23 protein-coding genes are annotated in these 22,340 nt (G+C 61.4%); 9 read left to right on the top strand and 14 right to left on the bottom strand.

Annotated features, from left to right (window positions below; genetic code table 11):
• Positions 1 to 21 precede the first annotated feature (21 nt).
• Positions 22 to 1,206: a vWA domain-containing protein gene (locus ACU5AZ_RS11215; protein WP_446822462.1), complete on the top strand. Its 1,185-nt coding sequence runs from the start codon at positions 22 to 24 to the stop codon at positions 1,204 to 1,206.
• 87 nt (positions 1,207 to 1,293) lie between these two features.
• Positions 1,294 to 2,319: an aldose epimerase family protein gene (locus ACU5AZ_RS11210; protein ID WP_446822461.1), complete on the top strand. Its 1,026-nt coding sequence runs from the start codon at positions 1,294 to 1,296 to the stop codon at positions 2,317 to 2,319.
• Positions 2,320 to 2,385: 66 nt separating this feature from the next.
• Here the strand turns inward: ACU5AZ_RS11210 and ACU5AZ_RS11205 are convergent, their stop codons facing one another.
• The 6 genes from ACU5AZ_RS11205 to ACU5AZ_RS11180 all read right to left on the bottom strand — a co-directional run bounded on the left by ACU5AZ_RS11205 (position 2,386) and on the right by ACU5AZ_RS11180 (position 9,847).
• Positions 2,386 to 3,246 (bottom strand): RNA polymerase factor sigma-32, encoded by an 861-nt coding sequence (locus tag ACU5AZ_RS11205; RefSeq protein ID WP_446822460.1) that lies wholly within the window; start codon positions 3,244 to 3,246, stop codon positions 2,386 to 2,388.
• Positions 3,247 to 3,563: 317 nt separating this feature from the next.
• Positions 3,564 to 4,139, bottom strand: a complete 576-nt coding sequence (locus ACU5AZ_RS11200) for a CarD family transcriptional regulator (protein ID WP_261928430.1) — start codon at positions 4,137 to 4,139, stop codon at positions 3,564 to 3,566.
• Between the two features lie 379 nt (positions 4,140 to 4,518).
• Positions 4,519 to 4,857: a ferredoxin FdxA gene (fdxA, locus tag ACU5AZ_RS11195; RefSeq protein ID WP_446822459.1), complete on the bottom strand. Its 339-nt coding sequence runs from the start codon at positions 4,855 to 4,857 to the stop codon at positions 4,519 to 4,521.
• 183 nt (positions 4,858 to 5,040) lie between these two features.
• Positions 5,041 to 5,445 carry an RNA-binding S4 domain-containing protein gene (locus ACU5AZ_RS11190; protein WP_446822458.1) on the bottom strand — a complete coding sequence of 135 codons (405 nt, stop codon included), beginning with the start codon at positions 5,443 to 5,445 and terminating at the stop codon, positions 5,041 to 5,043.
• A gap of 3 nt (positions 5,446 to 5,448) precedes the next feature.
• A complete protein-coding gene (locus tag ACU5AZ_RS11185; protein ID WP_446825989.1) occupies positions 5,449 to 8,487 on the bottom strand; it encodes a helicase-related protein in 3,039 nt (1,012 codons plus the stop codon).
• 553 nt (positions 8,488 to 9,040) lie between these two features.
• Complete coding sequence (locus ACU5AZ_RS11180; RefSeq protein ID WP_446822457.1) at positions 9,041 to 9,847, bottom strand: LytTR family DNA-binding domain-containing protein; 807 nt, start codon at positions 9,845 to 9,847, stop codon at positions 9,041 to 9,043.
• A gap of 95 nt (positions 9,848 to 9,942) precedes the next feature.
• On the opposite strand from ACU5AZ_RS11180, the gene ACU5AZ_RS11175 reads away from it, so the two are divergent.
• Positions 9,943 to 10,449, top strand: a complete 507-nt coding sequence (locus tag ACU5AZ_RS11175) for a DUF6622 family protein (RefSeq protein WP_446822456.1) — start codon at positions 9,943 to 9,945, stop codon at positions 10,447 to 10,449.
• A gap of 256 nt (positions 10,450 to 10,705) precedes the next feature.
• On the opposite strand, the gene phbB is transcribed toward ACU5AZ_RS11175, so the two are convergent.
• The gene (phbB, locus tag ACU5AZ_RS11170; RefSeq protein ID WP_446822455.1) at positions 10,706 to 11,431 is read right to left on the bottom strand and encodes an acetoacetyl-CoA reductase; all 726 of its coding nucleotides are present in this window, start codon (positions 11,429 to 11,431) and stop codon (positions 10,706 to 10,708) included.
• A gap of 119 nt (positions 11,432 to 11,550) precedes the next feature.
• Entirely contained in the window at positions 11,551 to 12,732 is a 1,182-nt protein-coding gene (locus tag ACU5AZ_RS11165; RefSeq protein WP_446822454.1) for an acetyl-CoA C-acetyltransferase, read from the bottom strand.
• Between the two features lie 224 nt (positions 12,733 to 12,956).
• Here ACU5AZ_RS11165 and phaR point away from each other — a divergent pair, with 224 nt between their 5' ends.
• On the top strand, positions 12,957 to 13,532 hold the full coding sequence (gene phaR, locus ACU5AZ_RS11160) for a polyhydroxyalkanoate synthesis repressor PhaR (RefSeq protein WP_446822453.1): 576 nt from the start codon (positions 12,957 to 12,959) through the stop codon (positions 13,530 to 13,532).
• A 38-nt stretch (positions 13,533 to 13,570) separates the two neighbouring features.
• Here phaR and ACU5AZ_RS11155 read toward each other — a convergent pair whose 3' ends face one another.
• The 4 genes from ACU5AZ_RS11155 to mtgA all read right to left on the bottom strand — a co-directional run bounded on the left by ACU5AZ_RS11155 (position 13,571) and on the right by mtgA (position 15,890).
• A complete protein-coding gene (locus ACU5AZ_RS11155; RefSeq protein WP_446822452.1) occupies positions 13,571 to 13,978 on the bottom strand; it encodes a hypothetical protein in 408 nt (135 codons plus the stop codon).
• A gap of 182 nt (positions 13,979 to 14,160) precedes the next feature.
• Positions 14,161 to 14,346 (bottom strand): 50S ribosomal protein L32, encoded by a 186-nt coding sequence (gene rpmF, locus ACU5AZ_RS11150; protein ID WP_446822451.1) that lies wholly within the window; start codon positions 14,344 to 14,346, stop codon positions 14,161 to 14,163.
• A gap of 158 nt (positions 14,347 to 14,504) precedes the next feature.
• A complete protein-coding gene (locus ACU5AZ_RS11145) occupies positions 14,505 to 15,152 on the bottom strand; it encodes a glutathione S-transferase family protein (protein WP_446822450.1) in 648 nt (215 codons plus the stop codon).
• Positions 15,153 to 15,227: 75 nt separating this feature from the next.
• Positions 15,228 to 15,890, bottom strand: coding sequence for a monofunctional biosynthetic peptidoglycan transglycosylase (gene mtgA, locus ACU5AZ_RS11140; protein WP_446825988.1), 663 nt, complete (start codon positions 15,888 to 15,890; stop codon positions 15,228 to 15,230).
• A 196-nt stretch (positions 15,891 to 16,086) separates the two neighbouring features.
• Between mtgA and ACU5AZ_RS11135 the strand changes: the two genes are divergently transcribed.
• Together ACU5AZ_RS11135 and hisC are read left to right on the top strand one after the other, a co-directional pair.
• Positions 16,087 to 17,001 (top strand): polyprenyl synthetase family protein, encoded by a 915-nt coding sequence (locus ACU5AZ_RS11135; RefSeq protein WP_446822449.1) that lies wholly within the window; start codon positions 16,087 to 16,089, stop codon positions 16,999 to 17,001.
• Positions 17,002 to 17,014: 13 nt separating this feature from the next.
• A complete protein-coding gene (gene hisC / locus ACU5AZ_RS11130) occupies positions 17,015 to 18,070 on the top strand; it encodes a histidinol-phosphate transaminase (RefSeq protein WP_446822448.1) in 1,056 nt (351 codons plus the stop codon).
• On the opposite strand, the gene ACU5AZ_RS11125 is transcribed toward hisC, so the two are convergent.
• Positions 18,067 to 18,720 (bottom strand): pyridoxamine 5'-phosphate oxidase family protein, encoded by a 654-nt coding sequence (locus tag ACU5AZ_RS11125; RefSeq protein WP_446822447.1) that lies wholly within the window; start codon positions 18,718 to 18,720, stop codon positions 18,067 to 18,069. The two genes, hisC and ACU5AZ_RS11125, sit on opposite strands and share 4 nt — an antisense overlap.
• Before the next feature lie 97 nt (positions 18,721 to 18,817).
• Between ACU5AZ_RS11125 and pdxR the strand changes: the two genes are divergently transcribed.
• Positions 18,818 to 20,215, top strand: a complete 1,398-nt coding sequence (gene pdxR / locus ACU5AZ_RS11120; protein ID WP_446822446.1) for a MocR-like pyridoxine biosynthesis transcription factor PdxR — start codon at positions 18,818 to 18,820, stop codon at positions 20,213 to 20,215.
• A 7-nt stretch (positions 20,216 to 20,222) separates the two neighbouring features.
• On the opposite strand, the gene soxR is transcribed toward pdxR, so the two are convergent.
• A complete protein-coding gene (gene soxR, locus ACU5AZ_RS11115; protein ID WP_446822445.1) occupies positions 20,223 to 20,678 on the bottom strand; it encodes a redox-sensitive transcriptional activator SoxR in 456 nt (151 codons plus the stop codon).
• A gap of 77 nt (positions 20,679 to 20,755) precedes the next feature.
• Between soxR and ACU5AZ_RS11110 the strand changes: the two genes are divergently transcribed.
• Together ACU5AZ_RS11110 and ACU5AZ_RS11105 are read left to right on the top strand one after the other, a co-directional pair.
• Positions 20,756 to 21,334 (top strand): NADPH-dependent FMN reductase, encoded by a 579-nt coding sequence (locus tag ACU5AZ_RS11110; RefSeq protein WP_446822444.1) that lies wholly within the window; start codon positions 20,756 to 20,758, stop codon positions 21,332 to 21,334.
• A gap of 192 nt (positions 21,335 to 21,526) precedes the next feature.
• Positions 21,527 to 22,303 carry a pyrroline-5-carboxylate reductase gene (locus tag ACU5AZ_RS11105; RefSeq protein ID WP_446822443.1) on the top strand — a complete coding sequence of 259 codons (777 nt, stop codon included), beginning with the start codon at positions 21,527 to 21,529 and terminating at the stop codon, positions 22,301 to 22,303.
• Positions 22,304 to 22,340: the final 37 nt, after the last annotated feature.

The raw sequence follows: 22,340 nt of genomic DNA, 5'->3' as shown, positions 1-22,340 counted from the left end.
CGCCGGCCTATAGTCGCCTGCATGTTCATCCCGTTCTTCCTGAGCCTGAAGCAAGCCGGCGTCCCCGTGACGCTGAAGGAGTTTCTGACGCTGCTGGCAGGCATGGAGGACGGACTGGCCGACTATGATGTCGAGGCCTTCTACTACCTCGCCCGCACGGCGCTGGTGAAGGACGAGCGCTTCATCGACCGTTTCGACCGGACCTTCGCCGAATATTTCCGCGGGGTTGAAGCCGTTTCGGGATCGGCAGCCGGTCCGTCGGACGCCGCCATACCCGAAGAGTGGCTTCGCCGGCTCGCCGAAAGGCACCTGACGGAGGAAGAAAAGAAGCTCGTCGAGAGCCTCGGTGGCTTCGAAAAGCTGATGGAAACGCTAAAGGAGCGGCTCGCCGAGCAGAAGGAGCGCCACCAGGGCGGCAACAAGTGGATCGGCACCGCCGGCACCTCGCCCTTCGGTGCCTATGGCTACAATCCGGAAGGCGTGCGCATCGGCCAGGAAACCTCGCGCCACCGCCGGGCGGTCAAGGTCTGGGATCGGCGCGACTTCGCCAATCTCGACGACACGGTCGAACTCGGCACGCGCAACATCAAGGTCGCGCTGAAACGGCTGCGGCAATGGGTGCGGCAGGGAGCGCCTGACGAGCTGGACCTCAACGGCACCATCCGCGCCACCGCAGAACATGGCTATCTCGACGTCCAGACGCGGCCGGAGCGGCGCAACGCCGTCAAACTTTTGATGTTCTTCGACATCGGCGGCTCAATGGACGATCATGTCCGTGCCGTCGAAGAACTGTTTTCCGCGGCCAAGGCGGAATTTCGCCACATGGAATATTTCTACTTCCACAATTGCATCTACGAGGACGTCTGGAAGGATAACAATCGCCGCTACGGCGAGCGCACCCCGACGATGGAACTCCTCAATACCTACGGACCCGACTACAAGGCGATCTTCGTCGGAGATGCCTCCATGGCGCCCTACGAGATCACCCATCCTGGCGGTTCTGTCGAACATTGGAATGCCGAAGCGGGGGCAGTCTGGCTGAGACGGATCACCGACCACTTCCGGAAATCGGTATGGCTCAATCCCGTCAAGGAATCCTATTGGCACTACACCACGTCGATCGGCCTGCTGAGCGGCCTCATGGCAGGCCGGATGTTTCCCCTGACGCTCGGCGGACTGGAAAAGGCCACGCGGGAATTGTCTTGAAGTCTGCCCTGCGCCATGTATGCAATTGCCTGCCTCCGGCAGGCGGCACGAGAGTCAATCAACCGAAATGACGAAGAGGAATGGGAGATGACGGTCAAACCGTTGGAGCGTGAAATTTTCGGCCATACGGATGCCGGCGAGCCGGTCTATCGCGTGACGATCCGCGGTGGCGGCCTGACTGCCAACGTCATGACCTGGGGATCCGTCATCCAGGATCTTCGCCTCGAAGGCCACCAGCCGCCTCTCGTGCTCGGGTTCGAAGACTTCGACAGCTATCCGAAATATTCCTCCAACTTCGGCGCCACGCCGGGCCGCTGCGCCAACCGCATCGCCGGCGGCAAGTTCACGCTCGACGGCAAGGCCTATCAGCTGGATCTCAACGAAAAGGGCGTCAATCACCTGCATGGCGGCGCCAACAACATCGGCAAGCAGAACTGGGTGATTGCCGATCTGAAGGAAGACAGCGTTCGCCTTGAGATCGTCGATCCGGACGGCCGTTGCGGTTACGCCGGCAACTGCTCGATTTCGGCGACCTACACGGTTCACGGCGACGGTGTGCTGTCGGTCGTATACGAGGCGACGACCGACCAGCCGACGCTCGCCAACCTCTGCCAGCACAGCTACTTCAATCTGGACGGCAAGGCCGACATCCTCGACCACGACATGCTGATCGCCGCCGATTACTATCTGCCGACCGATGCGAACCTGATCCCGACGGGAGAACTTCGGCCGGTCGGCGGGACGCCGTTTGACTTCCGCCAGATGCGGCCGATCCGCATGCTCGAGGACGGCAAGCAGGTCGGCTACGACCACAATTTCTGCCTGTCGACGGAACGTGGCGCCAAGCGCGCCGTGGCGCTGACCAAGAGCAGCAGTTCGGGGGTCGCCATGGAAGTGCGCACCACCGAACCGGGCGTGCAGTTCTACGCCGCCGTCAAGCTCGCCACGCCGGTCCCGGGCCTTGAAGGCCGTACCTACGGCGCGTTTTCGGGATTGTGCATGGAGACCCAGGTCTGGCCGGACGCCATCAACCATGAGAGCTTTCCCAGCCCCGTGCTGCGTCCAGGCGAAGTGCTGCGCCAGGAAACCGACTACGTCTTCACGAAGGGTTGAAAACCTGGGCCAAAATAAAAGCGGCCCCGAACGGGGCCGTTTTTACAGGGATGATGCGACCCGCGTCTAAAGCATGGCGAGCATCGGATCGGCCGACATCAGAGCGGCCTTGAGCTTTTCCATCGCCCGGTTTTCGATCTGCCGGACACGCTCCTTGGAAATCCCGAGTTCGGAACCCAGTTCTTCCAACGTCACGCCGTCTTCGGCGAGCCGGCGGGCGCGGATGATCTTCATTTCCCGGTCGTTGAGCGAGTCGAGCGCATGGGTGAGCCATTCGCGACGGCGTTCGCTGTCGATCATGTCGGAGACCTGCTCGTCCGGCAGCGGCTCATCGCTCGCCATCATGTCGATGCGCTCGCTGCTGTCGTTGTCGCCGGCAATCGCCGGCGCCTGCAGGGAGGCGTCCGGGCCGGAAAGACGGGCATCCATGGTCTGCACGTCGGACACGCTGACGCCGAGCGCGGAGGCAATTTCCTGGTGGATCGCCTGGGCCGTCAGGTGCGTGTCACCCTGCGCAAGCTTGGCGCGCAGCCGCCTGAGGTTGAAGAACAGGGCCTTCTGCGCCGAGCTGGTGCCGCCGCGGACGATCGACCAGTTGCGCAGGATATAATCCTGCATCGACGCCCGGATCCACCAGCTTGCATAGGTGGAGAAACGCACTTCACGTTCAGGATCGAAGCGAGCGGCAGCCTCCAGGAGACCCACATGGCCTTCCTGAATGAGGTCGCTTAACGGCAATCCGAAATTACGAAATTTGTTGGCCATCGAAATAACCAGGCGCATGTGCGACATGGCGATGCGGTTGCGCGCACCCTGGTCGTGGCTTTCCTTCCAGCGCACAGCAAGATCGTGTTCCTCCTCGCGGGCGAGGTACGGAGCGCTTCTGGCTACCCTGCTGAGCTGACGGTCTATGGCAATGCTATTCATCAGACTTCTCCTGGGGCAATTAAAGTCTTAAATCTATGAAAAGCGCCAAACCCCAATGGGTTCAGGTCGCTTCATCCTTATCCATCCGCGCAACCTACGTCGGTACAACGATCCAACCGCGAAATTGTTCACTACCCGCCAGCAAGAAAACAATTAATAAGTCAGGCGAACAATTATTATGTGAACCCAGTTTCGCGGCAATGCAATGGCAGAGGAAAAAAATCACACGAATGTGAGAGTTTGGGAGGTCTCTTCAAAAAAATAAAACCCGGCGCTGAGGCCGGGTTTTGGGAGATCGCAGGTGATGCAATCAGCGCTTACGCGGCTTCTTCTTCTTCCTGGGCAGCATCGTCTTCGACAGACTTGCCGCGCTTCGGACCCTTGGCAAGATTGACCTCGATCAGGCGGACGGCCTCGGTCTCGGACATCTTGTTGACGGCGGCGATTTCGCGCGCCATGCGATCCAGGGCAGCTTCATAGAGCTGACGCTCCGAATAGGACTGCTCCGGCTGGTTCTCAGCGCGATAAAGGTCGCGAACGACTTCGGAAATCGAGATCAGATCGCCGGAATTGATCTTGGCATCATATTCCTGCGCGCGGCGCGACCACATGGTGCGCTTGATGCGGGCCTTGCCCTGGACGACCTTGAGGGCGCGATCGACGAAATCCGTCTCGGACAGCTTGCGCATGCCGATGCTCACGGCCTTTGCCACCGGAACCTTGAGGCGCATCTTGTCCTTCTCGAAATCAATCACGAAAAGTTCGAGCGTCATGCCCGCCACTTCCTGCTCTTCAATGGCGGAGATCATGCCGACGCCATGAGCCGGATACACGATGGATTCGCCGGTCTTGAAGCCGTGGCGCGTCGAAGATTTTTTCTGCTGGGTCGTCATTCGATTCAAAAACTCCCTGTTACACTGCCGGCCCAACAAGGCCGGAGTCGGGTCAGTGAGGCCCGGATAAATGAAATGCACGGACGGGTACATTTCCTCTGCTCTGGTCGAATGCATGCAGAGAACAAAACGCTCCGAAGCTCGAAATCTGTAGACAGCATCAACGACGATGCCGATTTCGCGTGCGAATTGTTTTGTAGCTTTCGTGATTATTGAGGCACATAGCTGCCGCGTGGTGGACCAGATAGAGAATGTCTACCACAAAAATATGATAAAATCAATCAATACATGCCCGTCGGGCATCCCCGACGGTTGACCGCCGGCGTGCGGCGGAATCCTTCAATCGCAACCTTCCGTAACGGAAGGAAATACTCTCCGCTCAATCGCCAGAACCGGGCTTCTCGGAGAAGAACTTTTCAAACTTGCCTTCCACGCCGTCCATTTCGGTGGCTTCGGGAAGCGGGTCACGTTTGGTCGTGATATTTGGCCAGATTGAGGCGTATTCCGTATTTATTTTCAGCCACTTGTCGAGACCCGGCTCGGTATCCGGCTTGATCGCCTCGGCGGGACATTCCGGTTCGCAGACGCCGCAATCGATGCATTCATCGGGATGGATGACCAGGAAATTCTCGCCTTCGTAGAAGCAGTCCACGGGGCAGACTTCGACGCAATCTGTGTATTTGCAGCGAATGCAGTTATCCGTCACGATATATGTCACGAGACACTCCAGCTATGCTAATTTGGACGATCAGCCCTGACGTCCAGAAATACCGGGTAGCGCGGTTATCCGGGGCTCGACCGGAGAATCCAATGCGCTCATTTCATTTGTGAGGTAACGGCTTTGATCCCTTATGGCAAGGGCATTCCGTTTCCGATTTCGGCCTTCTGGAGGCAGAGTTTTCTAATCGTCTTCCGACTTCAACCGATCCACCGCCCGCCGTTCTTTCTTGGTCGGACGACCCGTTCCCGGCGTGCGAAGGGCCTGTTCGAGAGGCCTGAGGCGTTTTGTCTCACCAGGCGGTGGCGAGAAGTCCTCGTAGAGGCGCCGCGCCTCCTCGGACGGCCCGCGACGAACGCCTCCATCCCGCATGACCACGACGATGTCGCGGCTGGCAAGCGTCGCCTCGATCCGGTCGCCGATCTTGACCTGCGCGCTTGAGGAGGTGACACGCTCGCCATTCACCCGGATCTGGCCCGAGCGAATGTAATCCTGCGCCAGCGTGCGTGATTTGACGAGGCGGGTGAAGAACAGCCACTTGTCGAGGCGCTGTCGCGCCGCTGCAACCGGATGGCCTTCCTCCGCCATCGCTTACTTCTTCATCTGTTCCTTCAGCGCGGCGAGCTTTGCGAAAGGCGAATCCGGATCGATCGGCTTTTCCTTGCGCGGCGGCTTGGCCTGCTGCTGATGGCGGTCGTTGCGCTGGCCCTTGTCCGGACGCGGACCGTCATGCCGTTGATTGCGGTTCGGCTTGCCGCCCTTGCCGCGATTGTCACGGTTTTCCCGATTTTCGCGCGGCTGGTCCTTGCGGCCATCTTCGCCGCGATTGGAGCGTGCCTGCTTCTGCTGGCCATGCGGACGGCGCTGCTGGTGGTCGGAACGACCGCCCATGCGCCAGAGCAGAACCGGCTTCGGCTCTTCTGCAACGGCCTCCTCGGCGGCAGACGCATCCGTCTCGGACTTTTCGGCGACCGTCGCATCGGCTGCCTCGGCCACTGCCGCGGGAGCCTCCTCGGCTACGGCAGCGCTTTCGGCGGGAGCAGCACTCTCCTCGCCATCGGCATCGTCACCGGCGTCTTCGTGTTCGGCGCTCTCGGCCTCTGCGCTGGCCTTGTCGGCCTCGCCCTCGGCGGCAGGCGTCTCGCCACCCTGGCTTGCCAGGAATGCCGCGGCTTCTTCAGCGGAAACCTGGTCGGCACGGTAACCGAGACCCTTGAGGATTTCCTCGATGTCGTCCGGCGTAGCCCCAAGGATCGACAGCATGCCGGTCGTCGACGTGAACCGGCGGCCGTCATAGGCGCCGTCGGGCCGAGCGCCCGAACCCGGCTTCCACTGCAGGAGCGGACGGATCAGGTCCGCCAGGCGCTCGAGAATGTCGATGCGAACAGCGCGCTTGCCGAGGAAGCGGAAGCCGGCGAGCTTGTAGAAGGCGCGTTCATAGGTGTTGTCGGTGACGATCGACGTGCGGCCGGCGGCCAGAACCGGGATCAGGTCGCCGTAGCCGGGCTTGTCCAGCCCGTCATTGGCCAGCGCCCAGAGAAGCGTGATCAGTTCCGCCGGCGCCGGCTTCAGGAGAAGCGGCATGAAGACATGGTATGCGCCGAAACGCACGCCATATTTGCGCATGGAGCTGCGCGCATCCTGGTCCAGCGACTTCACGTCGTCGGCGACGTCGCGGCGGAAGAGAACGCCGAGGTTCTCGACCAGCTGGAATGCCAGGCCCTTGGCGAGACCCTGCAGGTCTTCGGCACGCGACAGGTCGTCAAGCGGCTTCAGGACGGTCGCGATATGGTGATTGACGAAGCGCTCGACGCGCGCCGTTGCATGCTCGCGCGCATTGCTGCTCAGCTGGTCGTCGGCGAGCAGGATGACGCGCGGATGCAGAATGTGATCGCCGGACGAAAGCCGTGCCACGGGTTCGCCCCGCCAGCGGACGTAACCATCCGAACCGATGACGAGGTCGCTGTTGCCGGACGCGTAGAGACGCGCGGCGCGCGCTTCGTATTCCAGCGACAACGCCTTCTGGGCCGCAGCCTCAACCGCCTTCTGGTCAGGCCCGTTCCCCCCGGTGACCGGCGAAAACCGGAAACCGGCCAACTGGCCGACGTGATGTCCTTCGACGAAGACATCGCCATTCACACTGATTTCTGCTTCCAGCATCGCATTCTCTCTAAGCCGCTTCATGAGCACAGAAGTCCTGCGATCAACAAAGCGTTTCGTCAACCTCTCATGTAACGCGTCGGACAGCCGGTCCTCGATTTCACGCGTCTTTTCTTGCCAGTGTGTCGGATCGGTTAGCCACCCTGGGCGATTGGACACATAAGTCCAAGTTCGAATTTGCGCAATGCGCGCCGACAAAGTATCGATTTCCCCGTCCGTCCGGTCCGACCGCCTGACCTGTTCTGCCATGAAAGTCTCGTTGACCACACCATGGCGAACGAGATCCGAATAGAGCGTCGAAATCAGGTCGGCGTGTTGTGCGTGGGTGATGCGGCGATAATCGGGCAGCGCACAGGCTTCCCAAAGCTTCTCGACCCGCTCCGGCGTGGTGGCGAGATCGATGATCTCGGGATAGCGCGCCAGCAGTTCGAGCGCTTCGTGGTCGATTGCCGGCAGCGCCTTGGTCAGGCCCGGCACCTGTGGCGGCGTTTCCAGGCTGCGGCGCAGGGCGTTGAGCGAAGAATAATCGAGCGCCTTGGTCCGCCACTGCAGCACCTTGACCGGATCGAATTCGTGATTCTGCAGGCGCTCGACCAGTTCCTCGTCGAATGGTTCGGCGCGGCCCGTAACCCCGAATGTGCCGTCGCGGACGTGGCGGCCGGCGCGGCCGGCAATCTGGCCGAGTTCGCCCGGATTGAGATTGCGGTACTGGAACCCGTCGAACTTGCGGTCCTGGGCAAAGGCGACGTGATCGACGTCGAGGTTCAGCCCCATGCCGATCGCATCGGTGGCCACCAGATATTCGACGTCACCTGCCTGATAGAGGCCAACCTGGGCGTTTCGGGTTCGCGGAGACAACGCGCCGAGCACCACTGCCGCGCCGCCGCGCTGGCGGCGGATGAGTTCGGCGATCGCATAGACCTCTTCCGCCGAGAAGGCGACGATCGCGCTTCGCTGCGGCAGGCGCGTGATCTTCTTCTGGCCGGCATAAAAGAGCTGCGACATGCGCGGCCGGTCCACAAGCGTAATGCCGGGAAGCATCTGTCGCAGGATCGGCCGCATCGTGTCGGCGCCGAGCAGAAGCGTCTCCTCACGGCCTCTCAGATGCAGGATGCGGTCGGTGAAGATGTGCCCACGCTCCAGGTCGCCGGCCAGCTGCACCTCGTCGATCGCCACGAATGCGGCATTGGTTTCCCGCGGCATCGCCTCGACCGTGCAGACGGAATAGCGCGCACCGGGCGGCGAGATCTTTTCCTCTCCCGTCACCAGCGCGACATTGGCGGCCCCGGCGCGCTCAACCAGCCTGTTGTAGACTTCGCGCGCGAGCAGGCGCAGCGGCAGGCCGATGACCCCCGTACCGTAGGCCAGCATTCGCTCGATGGCATAGTGGGTCTTGCCGGTATTGGTCGGACCGAGCATGGCGGTGACACCGCGGCCGCTCAGGATCATGGGTTGGATCGTCACTATCACACCACGCAAAAACGAGAGGGTGACCGCCCCCGGCGAGGAAGGCTGGAACACCGCCAGACACATGGCGACTAAGGGCGGGCAAGGCAAGCCCCAACTTCGAGGGTGACCGAAATTCGAGAGTCAAACCAAACGGTTAAGATTCGGAACAGCAAAGGAACGAATCAGCGACGAATCGCTGACTCGCACGGATTCAGGCTTTGTTCACCGCTACATCTTCCACCCGAACGACGCCGTGACACCAGATAGTGAATCAGGAATTCCTTGCAGACGCAAGATGGACGGTCCGGCGTTAATAGATCCTACCGGTTTGCTAATGTCGGCCGACGGCGCCCCCCCTTCGGAAAGAACCGGCCAAGGCAGCGAAAAACAACCTCCCGATTAACCTTCGGTCCAAAGCTGGAACGAATCAGCGACGAATCGCTGACATCAATGTCTTCCCGATCTGTTCACCGCTAAATATGGTGTATTTACAATATTTTAACCATAATTTTGGAACACATGAAGCATTGCGGGACAGCATTGCAGCGCCTGTTGTTAACCTTTGGGCCCCACTTCAGGCGTTCAGCCCGGAGGCACGCGCCTCTGCCATGAAGGACCGGCTGATTGGAAGATGATCACCGGCCACCGTCTCGACCATCACCTTGCCGCCGCTGCGATAGACATGCTTCACGCCGTCAAGTGCAATCCAATGCGAGCGGTGGATCTGCAGACCCTTTTCCGGGGGGCATTCGGCCACCGCATCCCGCAGACGCATTAGCAGCAATTCCCGCCCTTTCAGCGTCGTCACCTCGACATAGTGATCACTGACGGAGATCGAAACGAGCCGCCCGCGTTTGGTCAGCGGCAGGCGGCGCAGGATGGCCGGCAGACCGTCCTCCGCACCCGTATCGATGCCAACCGGCGCCTCAGCCGCCGACCGGCTGTAGAGCGCGAACAATCCGGCGACCAGAACGCTGATGAAGACGCTGTAGGCGGCAAGCTCCACGATCTGTGCCGGCGCAAGCATTTGCCATCCGAAGGCGGCAACATTGATAGCTGTGACCGCTATGGCCGCTGGAATGCCGGCGCTGACCCCGACCGTCATGAACCGCCAGGGCTGCCGCCATCCGCGCTCCAGCACGACATAATTCCACCATGTGCCGACAAAGTTTCCGGCGACGAATGTGGCAACAACCAGGGCGCTCCAGTAAAGGCTGCGCTGCGGCAGGGAAAGCGTCGTCATCGTCTGGAAAGGACCGGAAACGACCAGCAACACCGCGACCAGCGCCAGTGCGCCCCAGGTTCGCCAGCTCGAAAATTCGTCCTGCATCTCACGAAGCGCGAGCTGCAGCGGCGTGCCGCCCACGTAGCCCTCACGCATTATACGAACCCGTCATTGCCCTCATTCTCCGGCGGCGACATGCCAGACCTCCGTTCGCCGCACCTTTCATCCTGAGTAATGGAGCACATGACATCATGCAAATGCCGATCGACATCCTCACCCACACGCCCAGCTGGGTATGGCTCGTTCTCGCCCTTCTTGTCTTTCGCGGGCTGAAGAGGACAAAGACACGCGAAGTATCGCAGAACTCACTGATCCTGCTGCCGGCGATCCTCACTCTCCTTGCGCTCCGCCGGCTGGTCATGGCCGGTTTCGATGCGGATGTACTGTCGGGAACCGCAGCCGGCATCATCCTGGCATTCGTCATCCTTCTGTCGATCAAGCCGGCTCGGCAGACCAGGCGCCTGCCGAACGGCAAGCTGCTCCTGCAGGGAGAGTGGCTTTCACTGGGGCTGCTGCTGGTCATCTTCGCGGTCAACTACGTCGATGGGGTCCTCACCGCGATCGGTCCTGCCGCAGCAGCAAGCCAGCCAATGCAAATCACCTGGAGCTTCGTCAACGGTCTCTCGGTCACCTTCATGGTGGGTCGCTCGATCATGCATCTGCTGGCGGGAAACAACAGTCCGGCGACGTCCTCGTGAATAGGGAAAAGCAGGCGCCAAAAGCGAGGACTTTAACCTTCAGGTCAAAGCCGGAACGAATCGGCGACGAATCATTGACACCGCAAGTTTCCTGCTTTGTTCATCGCCAAATATTGTATACTTACAATATATTAACCATATTTCCAGCCGCAAGTCGCGCCAGATTGGACCACTTTCCACTTGAGCGTTAACCTTTGCCGGAAACGGAAATGGCGCCTGCAGGCGCCATTTCGAAGAGCATGAAATCCGACAATCGTCAGACGAAGAACTGTCCGCCGTTCGCAGAAATGGTGGACCCGGTGATGAAGCCGGAATCGTCGGAGGCGAGGAACAGCACGCAGCGGGCGATCTCCTCCGGTTCACCAAGCCGGCCGACCGGGATCAGCGGCAGGATGCGCTCGTTGAGCACCTTTTCGGGAATGGCGCGCACCATCTCTGTGCCGATGTAGCCCGGGCAGATCGCATTGACGGTGATGCCCTTCATCGCGCCTTCCTGGGCAAGCGCCTTGGTGAAGCCGAGATCGCCGGCTTTCGCGGCGGAATAGTTGGCCTGTCCGGCCTGGCCCTTCTGGCCGTTGATCGAGGAAATATTGATGACCCGGCCGAAGCCGCGGTCGCGCATGCCGCTCCAGACCGGATGTGTCATGTTGAACAGGCCCGTCAGGTTGGTGTTGATGACGGCGTTCCACTGGTCCGGCGTCATCTTGTGGAACATCGCGTCGCGCGTGATGCCGGCATTGTTGACCAGGATATCGACCGGCCCGAGCTCCGCTTCCACCTTGGCCACGCCCTCGACGCAGCTCTCGTAGGACGACACGTCCCACTTGAACACCGGAATGCCGGTTTCGTCCTTGAACTTCGCTGCCGCCTCGTCATTGCCGGCATAATTTGCGGCAACCTTGTAGCCTGCATCCCTCAATGCGATCGAGATCGCCGCGCCGATACCACGCGACCCACCCGTAACGATGGCCACCCTGCTCATGATGTATTCCTCCCGAGATGCCTGTAACTGAAACTCTCGCCGGTATTTTATGTGGTTGTCGAGGCCTGCCGCCCGGCATGATACGGCAGGCCATCTCCCCTAGTGACAATCAGCGCTGATCACATCGCCTCGACGCACATGGCAACGCCCATACCGCCGCCGATGCAGAGTGTCGCAAGGCCCTTCTTGGCGCCGCGGCGCTTCATTTCGAACAGCAGCGTGTTGAGCACGCGCGCACCGGACGCGCCGACCGGATGGCCGATGGCGATCGCGCCGCCATTGACGTTGACGATCGACGGATCCCAGCCGAGGTCCTTGTTGACGGCGCAGGCCTGGGCGGCAAATGCCTCGTTGGCTTCCACGAGATCGAGGTCGCCGACGCTCCAGCCGGCCTTCTGCAGGGCCTTGCGCGATGCCGGGATCGGGCCGGTGCCCATGATGCTCGGATCGACGCCGGCGGTTGCCCAGGAGACGATGCGGGCCATCGGCTGAATCCCGCGCTTGGCGGCTTCCGCCTCGCTCATCAGAAGCGTCGCGGCCGCGCCGTCATTGATCCCCGATGCGTTGGCCGCCGTCACCGTGCCATCCTTCTCGAACACCGGCTTCAGCTTGGCGATGCTCTCCAGCGTCGCGCCATGGCGGATATACTCGTCGGTGTCGACCACGACGTCGCCCTTGCGGGTCGAAATCACGTGGGCGACGATCTCGTCCTTGAACTTGCCCGCCTTCTGGGCGGCTTCGGCCTTGTTCTGCGAGGCGACCGCGAACTCGTCCTGAATTTCGCGCGACAGCTGCCACTGCTTGGCGACGTTTTCCGCCGTGTTGCCCATGTGGTAGCCGTTGAAGGCGTCCGTCAGGCCGTCCTTGATCATGGTGTCAATCATCTTGTAGTCGCCCATCTTCACGCCGGCGCGCAGGTGCTGGCAGTGCGGGGCCATCGACATGGATTCCATGCCGCCGGCAATCACGATGGATGCATCTCCGGTTGCGATCTGCTGGGCGCCGAGCGCGACGGCGCGCAGGCCCGAGCCACAGAGCTGGTTGAGGCCGAAGGCGGTCGCCTCAATCGGGATGCCGGCATTGATCGCCGCCTGGCGCGCCGGGTTCTGGCCCTGGCCGGCGGTCAGGATCTGCCCGAGGATCACCTCGTTGACGTCGCTGGCGTCGACGCCGGCCCGTTCCAGAACGGCCTTGATGACGGTCACGCCGAGATCGTGCGCCGGGACATTGGCGAAGGCGCCATTGAATGAGCCGACCGCTGTGCGGGCCGCGCTGGCGATGACGATGCTTGGTTCACTCATGGGTGCCTCCTCATTGGCGCTATTGTCCATTTTCTCGAAACTGACAAAGCTTGAATGCGAAGTCAAATGACTTCAATGAGATGAAACAGGTCCTCGCGCCAGCTTCCCGTGAAGCTCGAAGTTGAATTCATGCATTGCACAAATCGATTGTAACGACCGGCAATTTGCGCTTACAGTTCCTATCTAAGAGGAAACGCTGGACGTTTTGGGAGCAGGAGTTTGCAATGGCCAAGAATGGCGATCAGATCATCATAAAAAAATATGCCAATCGTCGTCTCTACAATACCGGCACCAGCACATATGTGACCCTCGAAGACTTGGCCGAGATGGTCAAGAAGGGGGAAGAGTTCACCGTTCAGGACGCCAAGTCAGGGGAAGATCTGACTCATTCCGTTCTCACCCAGATCATCTTCGAGCAGGAATCCAAGACCGGGAACACCCTCCTGCCGATTTCCTTCCTGCGCCAGCTGATCACCTATTACGGTGACCAGATGCAGATGGTCGTGCCGAGCTTTCTCGAACATTCGATGAAGGCGTTCGGCCAGCAGCAGACGGAAATGCGCGAGCAGATCGGCAGAGCCTTCGGCGAAGCACCGCTTGCCAAGAACCTGCAGATGCCGATGCAACTGATGGAAGAACAGGTCAAGCGGAACACCGAAATGGTCCACCAGGCGATGCAGATGTTCTCGCCCTTCATGACCCCGCCGGCGGCGACGGAGGAAAAGAAGGCGGAGAGCAAGGACATCGACGAACTGAAGGCGCAGCTGAAGGCGCTTCAGACCAAGCTCGACAATCTCTGAGAGACCGAAATGCGAATGACGTCGATCGTGGCTCCTGATCAGAGCCCGATCGATACGTCGCGACCGGCCGAGCGAATGGAGATGGTGAAGCCCGCCACGACATCGATCAGCGACATTGCCATCAGGATGAAGAAGATCTGTGTCGCAGCATCGCGCACGAGCAGGAACTCGACCAGAAACGCGATGAAGATCAGCATCGACAGCATGTGATTGAGCAGCGAAGCGGAATTGTGCATCGTCGCCTTGAGGATCTCGAAGAACAGCGCCACCAGCGAGACGACGATCAGGATATCGCCGAGGCTGAGCGTCCAGTCAGCGCCCGAGAGCATCTGCACCGACGTGAGGACGCTTCCGAGCGCACTGACGCCATCCGCGCCGACAAGTCCCAGCATTACCGCATTGTAGAGCAGGAACGGCACGATCATCAGTGGCAACGCAGCAAGCATTACATAAACCTCATCCGGAGTGTCATTTCAGGCGGATCGGATGGAAAAGCTCTGCAAATGCAGCCGCTCGCGAATCTCGCCGCAACGCACAATACTTTATGCGGGTAGCGAGACAAATACAAAAAGGCCGGCGCGAACGGCCGACCTCTTTTAAAATCGCAGTGAAGCGGAACCGCTAGGGGTTATGCGCTTTCCTTCGGCGTCAGAACCTGGCGGCCGCGATACATACCGGTCTTCAGATCGATATGGTGCGGACGGCGCAGTTCGCCGGAGTTCTTGTCTTCAACATATGCCGATGCCTTGATGGCGTCGGCCGAACGGCGCATGCCGCGCTTGGACGGGGTCGTTTTCTTCTTCGGTACAGCCATTTGACTTACTCCACTGGACGGACGGCATATGCCATCAGCCGCCTTGTTGGCCGAAATGGACATGCCCCTATTTCGGAAATTGGGCCGGCTTATACATGCGCAAGCGGCGTTTGGCCATACCCCACAGGGATTTTTTTAGTGCCGCCGGGCACTCTCCTTCAGACTTCGTCCTCAGGTACCACCCATGTCTCCCTGGCGGCATCCGCCGCCCATGCCTGAAAGGCCGGGTGGCCAGTGACGGCGGCCATGTAGGCAGCCGAGACGTCGTCGACCGGCAGCATGTAGCTTCGGAACCGGCTGACGACCGGCGCATACATGGCGTCGGCGGCCGAGAATGCGCCGAAAAGGAACGGCCCACCGGAATCCGAGAGGCATTCGTTCCAGATCGTCGTGATGCGGCCAACGTTGGCCAGGACATCGCTTCCGACGTCCAGCCTCTGCGGCGTATAGCGCAGGTTCATCGGGCAGGCGTTGCGCAGCGCCTGGAAGCCTGTGGCCATTTCCATCGACACCGAGCGCGCCCGGCCCCGCGCCTTGCGGTCCTGAGGCCAGACGCCGGCATCCGGAAAAAGCTCTGCGGCATATTCGATGATCGCCAGAGATTCCCAGACCTTGAAGCCGTCATCCACGAGAAGCGGCACCTTGCCGGTCTCGGACACCGCCTTGATGGCCGGGTTGCCACCCGGAAAATCGAACGGGATCACCTCGTCACGGAAGGGAATTCCGGCCGCCTTCAGCGCCAGCCAAGGGCGCATGGACCATGAGGAATAGTTCTTGTTGCCGACATACAGAAGAAGTTCGCTCACGGCTGTCTCCAAAAATCCTGATGGACCAGACGTTAGCCCAGGCGGCGGCTCCACGACAAATGAATAGGTTTGCCGTCAATCATAAATGCATTTGATGTATTCGCCGGAAGCGCGCGCCCGCCGCTCGACGATCGAGGCCAGCCGCTTCATGCCGGAGCTCGGCTTGCCGGCGTTGCGCTCCAGCGGATTGGGGAGAGAAACCGCCAGGTAGGCGGCCTGCCGGCGCGTGAGCTTGGAGGCCGGCACATTGAAATGATACTGGCTCGCCGCCTCTATGCCGTAGATGCCCGGGCCCCATTCGGCGACGTTCAGGTAGAGCTCCATGATCCGCCGCTTTGACCAGACCGCGTCCGCCGCCAGCGCCAGCGGCAGTTCGAGCGCCTTGCGCAGGAAGGAGCGACCGTTCCAGAGAAACAGGTTCTTGACCGTCTGCATGGGAATGGTGCTGGCGCCGCGGGTCGCCTCGCCGTCCAGCGCGTCGTCCACAACGCCCCGCATCTGCTCCCAGTCGACCCCGTCATGGAAACAGAACTGGCCGTCTTCCGACATCATCACCGACTGGACCAGCACCGGCGCGACGTCATCGAGCTTGACCCATTGGCGGGAATAGCCCTGGAAGGTGACGAGATCGGCGATCATCAGCGTCGAGACGGGATGCACCGGCAGCAGGTAGACGAAAATCAGAAGGTAGGGCAGGACCAGAAGAAAAAGGGCGATACGGACAATCCGCCGAAAAATGGGACGCACACGGTTGCCCGATAAAAAACGCCAACTGGCCGCCACTGATCTTTCCCCCTGCCGGTTTCTTGTGGTGGTCCCGGTCAAAAATGCATTCCGGACGTCACTTAAAACATGGCCCGCAGCCGATGACCAGCCCCGCCGGCCATGTTTGAAATCCATTGCCAGTTTGCCGCCGCCATGCCAAAGAGCGGGCATGATGACGAACGCCACCACCCTTGCAAACCGCCTTGCCGACAACGCCCGCAGCGTGGAGATGTTCCTTGCCGAAGTGCTCGGGGCGGGCTTGCTGGACGACGAAATCTGCCGGCCGGCAACCTTGCTGGATGCCATGCGGCACGCGGTGTTGAACGGCGGAAAACGCCTGCGACCGTTTCTGGTCCTCGAAGGCGCCCGGCTGTTCAGCGGCAACCCGGACGCAGCGCTGAGGGTCGGCGCGGCGCTGGAACTCGTCCACTGCTACTCGCTCGTCCATGACGATCTGCCGGCCATGGACGACGACGACATGCGTCGCGGCAAGCCGACGGTCCACATCGCCTTTGACGAAGCCACTGCCATTCTTGCCGGCGACAGCCTGCTGACCTACGCCTTCGACATCATCGCCGCGGAGGAAACGCCGCTGTCAGCCGAGGCTCGTGTAGAGCTCCTGCGCATGCTGGCGCGTTCCTCCGGCATCGGCGGCATGGCCGGCGGCCAGGCCCTGGATCTCGCCGCCGAGAAGCAGGCGCCCGACGAAGACGGCATCGTCATGCTGCAGGCGATGAAGACCGGCGCGCTGATCCGCTTCGCCTGTGAAGCCGGTGCGGTGATTGCCGGTGCCTCGCCGGACGACCGGCAGCGAATGCGCCGGTATGGCGAAACGCTCGGCCTCGCCTTCCAGCTTGCCGACGATCTTCTCGACCTGACGTCGGATGCCGCCACCATGGGCAAGGCGACCGGCAAGGATGCCGCGCGCGGCAAGGGCACGCTGGTCTCACTGCACGGCACGGATTGGGCCGAGGGGCGGCTCTCGCATCTCGTCGCGCAGGCCGAGGAACTGATGGCCCCCTTTGGCGCCGCGGGTGGCATTCTGATCGAGACGGCGCACTTCGTCGCCAACCGCAAGAGCTAGAAAGGCAAGTATCGTGAGCAAGTTCTGGTCGCAGATCGTCCATGATCTCCAGCCCTATGTGCCGGGCGAGCAGCCGCGCATTGCCGATCTCGTCAAGCTCAACACCAACGAGAACCCCTTCGGTCCCTCGCCAAAGGTGCTGGCCGCCATTCGCGCGGCGGCCGAAGACGGCTTGCGCCTGTATCCGGACCCCTCGGCGCTGGACCTGCGCCAGGCGATCGCCCGCCATTATGGCGTCTCGGCGGAGGAAGTCTTCGTCGGCAACGGGTCCGACGAGGTGCTGGCGCACGCCTTCCAGGCCCTGCTGAGGCACGACCTGCCGCTCCTCTATCCGGATATCAGCTACAGTTTCTATCCGACCTATAGCCGACTATATGGGATCACCGTCGAGACCGTTCCGCTGGATACAGACTACGGCATCTCCATAGCCGGCTATGATCGCCCATGCGGCGCGATCATCCTGCCCAATCCGAATGCGCCGACCGGCATGGCCTTGCCCTTGTCAGCCATCGAGACGCTGGTGCGCAATCACCCGGACCAGCCGGTCGTCATAGACGAAGCCTATGTCGATTTCGGCGCCGAGAGCGCCGTTCCGTTGACGAAGACCTATCCCAATCTCTTGGTCGTGCAGACCTTTTCCAAGTCCCGCTCGCTTGCCGGCCTTCGCGTCGGCTTCACCATCGGCCAGCGTCCGCTGATCGAGGCGCTGGAACGCGTCAAGGACAGCTTCAATTCCTATCCGCTGGACCGGTTGGCCCAACTTGGCGCGATTGCGGCGATCGAGGACGAGGACTGGTTCGAGACCTGCCGGGCGCAGATCATCGCCAACCGGGAAGCGGTGACGAAAGCGCTTGTCGAACGCGGCTTCGACGTGCTGCCATCAGCGGCAAACTTCGTCTTTGCCCGCCACGCCTCGAAGTCAGGCGCCGAGATCGCCGCCGGCCTGCGCGAAAAGGCGGTGCTCGTCCGCCATTTCAACAAGCCGCGGATTTCCGACCACCTGCGCATCACCATCGGCACAGCGGATGAATGCGAGCGCCTAATCGCGGCGCTCGATGCCATCCTCTAGCCGATCCTGAAATTCGTCGCATGGTCGGGCGTTTCGACGCCCGGCAGGTTCAGCGGGTCGGAGATCGGCGCTCCGACCGAGAACGTGATCGGAACGACGCCTGCCCAGATCGGCAGCGCATAATCCTCCTCGTCGTCCTTGGGTCCACCGGTCCGCACCTTCGCGGAGGCTTCGTCGATCGGCAGCGACAGGACCATGGTCGCCTTTGTCTCCTGCGCCGAAACCGGGCGCAGCAGATCCCAGCGGCCGGGGAAATAGGCCTCGATCATGTTGCGGAACTTGATGAGCTTGACCTCGGGATCGTCGATCTTCGTCGCCTTGCCGTAAATCATCACCGAACGGAAATTGACCGAATGGTGCATTGCCGAGCGCGCCATCACCATGCCGTCGAGCATCGAGACCGTCAGGCACACATCCGCGCCCGCCGAAAGACGGCCCGCGCGGCTGGCGCTGGAGGAATGCCAGTAGACATGGTTTCCTTCGCGCCATTGCAGATTCGGCGTCACCGCCGGCCGGCCATCCAGTATGTAGCCGACGTGACAGAGCGGCATCGCATCGAGGATCCCGTTGACCGTTTCCCGGTCGAAATGTCCCCTCTCATGCATCCGCCGCAGCCGCGTCCGTTCCGTCTTGTCCATCACATCGCTCATAGGCCAACTCCTTTGCTGGCTCGGAGATAGGACAGTTTTGGTTTGTGAAAAATATCCAATAATGTAGAAATTGAACAAACCAATTTTGGATACTTCATTGTTATCGCTCAGTCTCGACCGCCACGCGGCCCAGCCGCTCTTTCAGCAGATATACGCGCAGCTGCGCGACCGCATCGTTGCCGGCGACCTGAAGCCCGAAAGCCGTCTGCCGCCGAGCCGGGCCCTGGCCGTCGAGCTGGGCGTCTCCCGATCGACCACCATCGCGGCCTATGAGCAGCTTTCGGCCGAGGGCTACATCACCGGTCGGCAGGGTTCCGGCTACTATCCGAGCCGGCTTGCGGAAGCAGACCTGCCAAAAGGTCCGGCGCAGAGGTCCGATCCGATCCATACCGGCAAGACAGGGCGCGCCCTCCCCCTTTACCCCGGCCTGCCCGACATGCGGCTTTTCCCCTTCCGGCAATGGAGCCGGGCGATTGCCCGCGTGGCACGAACCGAGCCGGAAGCCATGGTCATGAACGATGACCTGTTCGGCGACCGGCGCCTGAGGCGGGCGATCGCCGCCCATATCCACGACTGGCGCGGCGTTTCGGCTACCGAGGACCAGATCGTGGTGACCGCGGGTTCGGCCGATGCGCTCGAAATCTGCGTCCGCGCGCTGATGCGCAAGGAGGATTGCATCGCGCTGGAAGATCCGGGCTTCGAGCGTCTGCGCCATTTCACCGACAGCCTTGGCACGCGAACCATATGGCTGGACATGGACGCCGACGGTGCCCGGCTTCCGAACCCGTCCGGCGCGCAGCCGCGTCTTGCGGTCCTCACGCCATCCCATCAGTTTCCTCTGGGAGGCATCATGTCCGCCGGCCGAAGGGTGGAATTCCTCAATTGGACGGTCCGCAACGACAGCTTCATTGTCGAGGACGATTATGACAGCGAATTCCGCTATGCCGGCCGGCCGATCCCCGCGCTGGCAAGCGTCGACACCTCCGGCCATGTTCTTTATGTCGGCAGCTTCTCCAAGGTCTTCACCGCCGGCCTGAGGCTTGGCTATCTCGTCGTGCCTAAGAACCTGGTCGACACCTTCGCCCGCTGCGTTGCGCATTTCGGCGCCCGTGCCTCGATTTCTGCCCAGCGGCCACTGGCGCATTTCATCGAGGACGGCGAGTTCCTGCGCCACATCCGGCGGATGAGGCGCATCTATGCCGAGCGGCACCAGGCGCTGATCGAAGCGCTGTCGACACACCTGCCGCCGTCCTGCACTTTCGACAATCACCACGCCGGCATGCAGGTAACGGTCCTTTTGCCGAACGGATGCGACGACCGGGCGGTCTGCGAACAAGCGCGCCGGCAGGGCCTGTCGCTCCTGCCGCTGTCGCCGCATTATGCCGGCAGCCTGCCGCGGTCGGGTCTCGTGCTCGGATTTGCGGCCTATACGGCCGATGAAATCACGACGGCTGTCCGTCGCCTCAGCGGCTGCCTGTCCGAATTCGGCCTGTGACCTGCCATCAATCCTCTTCCAGGAGGCGCGGCCCGGATCCCTCCCGTCCGAGTGCATCGTAGGGGTTATGCAACGGACAGCGATCGACGGAGAGACAGCCGCAGCCGATGCAGCCGGACAGCCGGTCCCGAAGCCGGGTGAGACGCGCGATCCGGTCGTTCAGGTCCGCATGCCAGGCGGCCGACAGCTGTTCCCAGTCCTGGCGGTTCGGCGTCCGGCCATCCGGCAGCGTCGAAAAGGCTCCGGCGATTTCCTTGAGCGTGATGCCGGCGCGCTGCGCCACCTTGATGATCGCGATCCGGCGCAAGACGTCGCGGCCGTAGCGCCGATGGTTTCCGGCATTCCGCCAGCTTCGTATCAACCCCTCCGCCTCATAGAAGTGAACCGCCGAGACCGCCACGCCGCTGCGCGCCGCCACCTCTCCGACGGTCAGCTCGCGACGGATTTCGAATTTCTCGCCCATGCGAAATTTCCCTGTTGACCTCAAGTAATGTTGAGGTTGTAGCGTGCCCTCATTATCACAGCAACGGGAAAGAATGCATGCAGGAAGAGAGACTACGAATCGCGGTGATCTACGGCAGCACACGGGAAGGCCGGCTCTGCGACCGCATCGTCCGCTGGGCAGTGGGCGAGATCGAACGGCAGGACCGCTTCACGGTCGACATCATCGATCCGCTGGAGATGACGCTTCCGGCGCGTCACGGAGGCCATAGCGAGGGGCTCTTCGATCTCTGGCTCCGGCTCGATGAAGCCGATGCCTTCCTCATCGTGACGCCGGAATACAACCACTCCTTCACAGCGCCGCTGAAGCAACTGATCGACAGCGGGAAGGATCAATGGCGGGCTAAGCCGGTCGCCTTTGTCTCCTATGGCGGCATTTCCGGAGGCTTGCGCGCGGTCGAACAGCTCCGCCTTGTCTTCGCCGAACTGCATGCGGTGACGATCCGGGATGTCGTCAGCTTCGCAAATCCCTGGGGCCGCTTCAATCAGTCCGGACATCTGTCGGATGGTGCCGGCGAAGCAGGCAAGATGGCCCACCTTCTCGCGCATCTCGACTGGTGGGGATCGGTGCTGCGCGACGCCCGTGCCAAGGCACCCTACGAAGAGATCGCCGCCTGAAGGTTCCCCTACCCCCTATCCGAATTGCCGCCTGCCCCCGTCACATTCTAGCGAGGTGCAGACCCCGAGGCGGCAAGTCCGCTCCCGCCTTTCTCCCCTTGAAAGGCGGGAGCAATTTGCGACGGAGGTGGCATTTTCATACCGTTCTTCCTATGGTCGCCGACGAATGAAATACAAACGAACGGGCGGATAATGACCATCGGAGTTATTGGAACGGGCGCAATAGCGGCGGCCATCGTCGAAGGATTGAGCACGGACAAAAAGACCGCGCCGGAAATTCTCCTGTCACCCCGCAATGCCGAGATCGCGGCTTCACTCGCAGCCCGCTTTGCCAATGTCTCGGTTGCAGCCTCCAATCAGGCCGTGCTCGACGGATCCGACATGGTGCTGATTGCGGTGCGGCCGCAGGTCGCCGTGGACGTGCTCAAAGACCTGACATTCCGTGCCGATCATCATGTCATCAGCCTCATGGCGATCATCGGGCTTGATGAGGTGAAAGCCATGGTCTCGCCCGCCGAAAGGGTGACGCGCGTCATACCCTTGCCGTCGACTGCGCAGCGCATGGGCCCGACGCCCGTCTATCCGCCCGACGCCGATGTGGCCGCGCTGTTCAACACTCTTGGCGTCGCAATCGAGGTGAAAACGGCCGCCGAATTCGACGCGCTGACGGCCGCGACCGCCAGCATGGCCTCCGTCTTCACCTTCGCCGAAACCATTGCGCAGTGGCTGGCCGGCCAAGGCATTGCCTATTCAGAGGCGCGCCGCTTCGTCGCCACCATGATGCGCGGTCTCACCAATACGGCCATGCTGAACGCGGAAGCATGCTTCGCCGAACTGGCCGACGAACACACGACGGCGGGCGGGATCAACGAACAGGTCCTCAAGCACCTGAAAGGGAACGGCGCCTTCGACCAGCTCACGGAAGGACTGGACGCGGTGCTGAAACGCTTCAAGGACGCCGCCGGCTGACGCGGCGAAATTGCAGCGGTGACAAGAGTCGGCTTGC

The organism is Rhizobium sp. PAMB 3182 (assembly GCF_052908355.1).
Note: the sequence above shows the minus strand (reverse complement) of the source record. Positions and strands in the feature narration are given on the sequence as shown.

Coding starts and splice junctions, on each gene's coding strand:
- ACU5AZ_RS11165 (WP_446822454.1), bottom strand. CDS start 12,732: ATGAGTGAACCAAGCATCGTCATCGCCAGCGCGGCCCGCACAGCGGTC.
- ACU5AZ_RS11135 (WP_446822449.1), top strand. CDS start 16,087: ATGATGACGAACGCCACCACCCTTGCAAACCGCCTTGCCGACAACGCC.
- ACU5AZ_RS11155 (WP_446822452.1), bottom strand. CDS start 13,978: ATGCTTGCTGCGTTGCCACTGATGATCGTGCCGTTCCTGCTCTACAAT.
- ACU5AZ_RS11210 (WP_446822461.1), top strand. CDS start 1,294: ATGACGGTCAAACCGTTGGAGCGTGAAATTTTCGGCCATACGGATGCC.
- soxR (WP_446822445.1), bottom strand. CDS start 20,678: ATGGGCGAGAAATTCGAAATCCGTCGCGAGCTGACCGTCGGAGAGGTG.
- phaR (WP_446822453.1), top strand. CDS start 12,957: ATGGCCAAGAATGGCGATCAGATCATCATAAAAAAATATGCCAATCGT.
- ACU5AZ_RS11205 (WP_446822460.1), bottom strand. CDS start 3,246: ATGAATAGCATTGCCATAGACCGTCAGCTCAGCAGGGTAGCCAGAAGC.
- ACU5AZ_RS11105 (WP_446822443.1), top strand. CDS start 21,527: ATGACCATCGGAGTTATTGGAACGGGCGCAATAGCGGCGGCCATCGTC.
- ACU5AZ_RS11175 (WP_446822456.1), top strand. CDS start 9,943: ATGCAAATGCCGATCGACATCCTCACCCACACGCCCAGCTGGGTATGG.
- ACU5AZ_RS11180 (WP_446822457.1), bottom strand. CDS start 9,847: ATGCGTGAGGGCTACGTGGGCGGCACGCCGCTGCAGCTCGCGCTTCGT.
- ACU5AZ_RS11200 (WP_261928430.1), bottom strand. CDS start 4,139: ATGACGACCCAGCAGAAAAAATCTTCGACGCGCCACGGCTTCAAGACC.
- phbB (WP_446822455.1), bottom strand. CDS start 11,431: ATGAGCAGGGTGGCCATCGTTACGGGTGGGTCGCGTGGTATCGGCGCG.
- ACU5AZ_RS11125 (WP_446822447.1), bottom strand. CDS start 18,720: ATGAGCGATGTGATGGACAAGACGGAACGGACGCGGCTGCGGCGGATG.
- ACU5AZ_RS11110 (WP_446822444.1), top strand. CDS start 20,756: ATGCAGGAAGAGAGACTACGAATCGCGGTGATCTACGGCAGCACACGG.
- ACU5AZ_RS11215 (WP_446822462.1), top strand. CDS start 22: ATGTTCATCCCGTTCTTCCTGAGCCTGAAGCAAGCCGGCGTCCCCGTG.
- rpmF (WP_446822451.1), bottom strand. CDS start 14,346: ATGGCTGTACCGAAGAAGAAAACGACCCCGTCCAAGCGCGGCATGCGC.
- ACU5AZ_RS11190 (WP_446822458.1), bottom strand. CDS start 5,445: ATGGCGGAGGAAGGCCATCCGGTTGCAGCGGCGCGACAGCGCCTCGAC.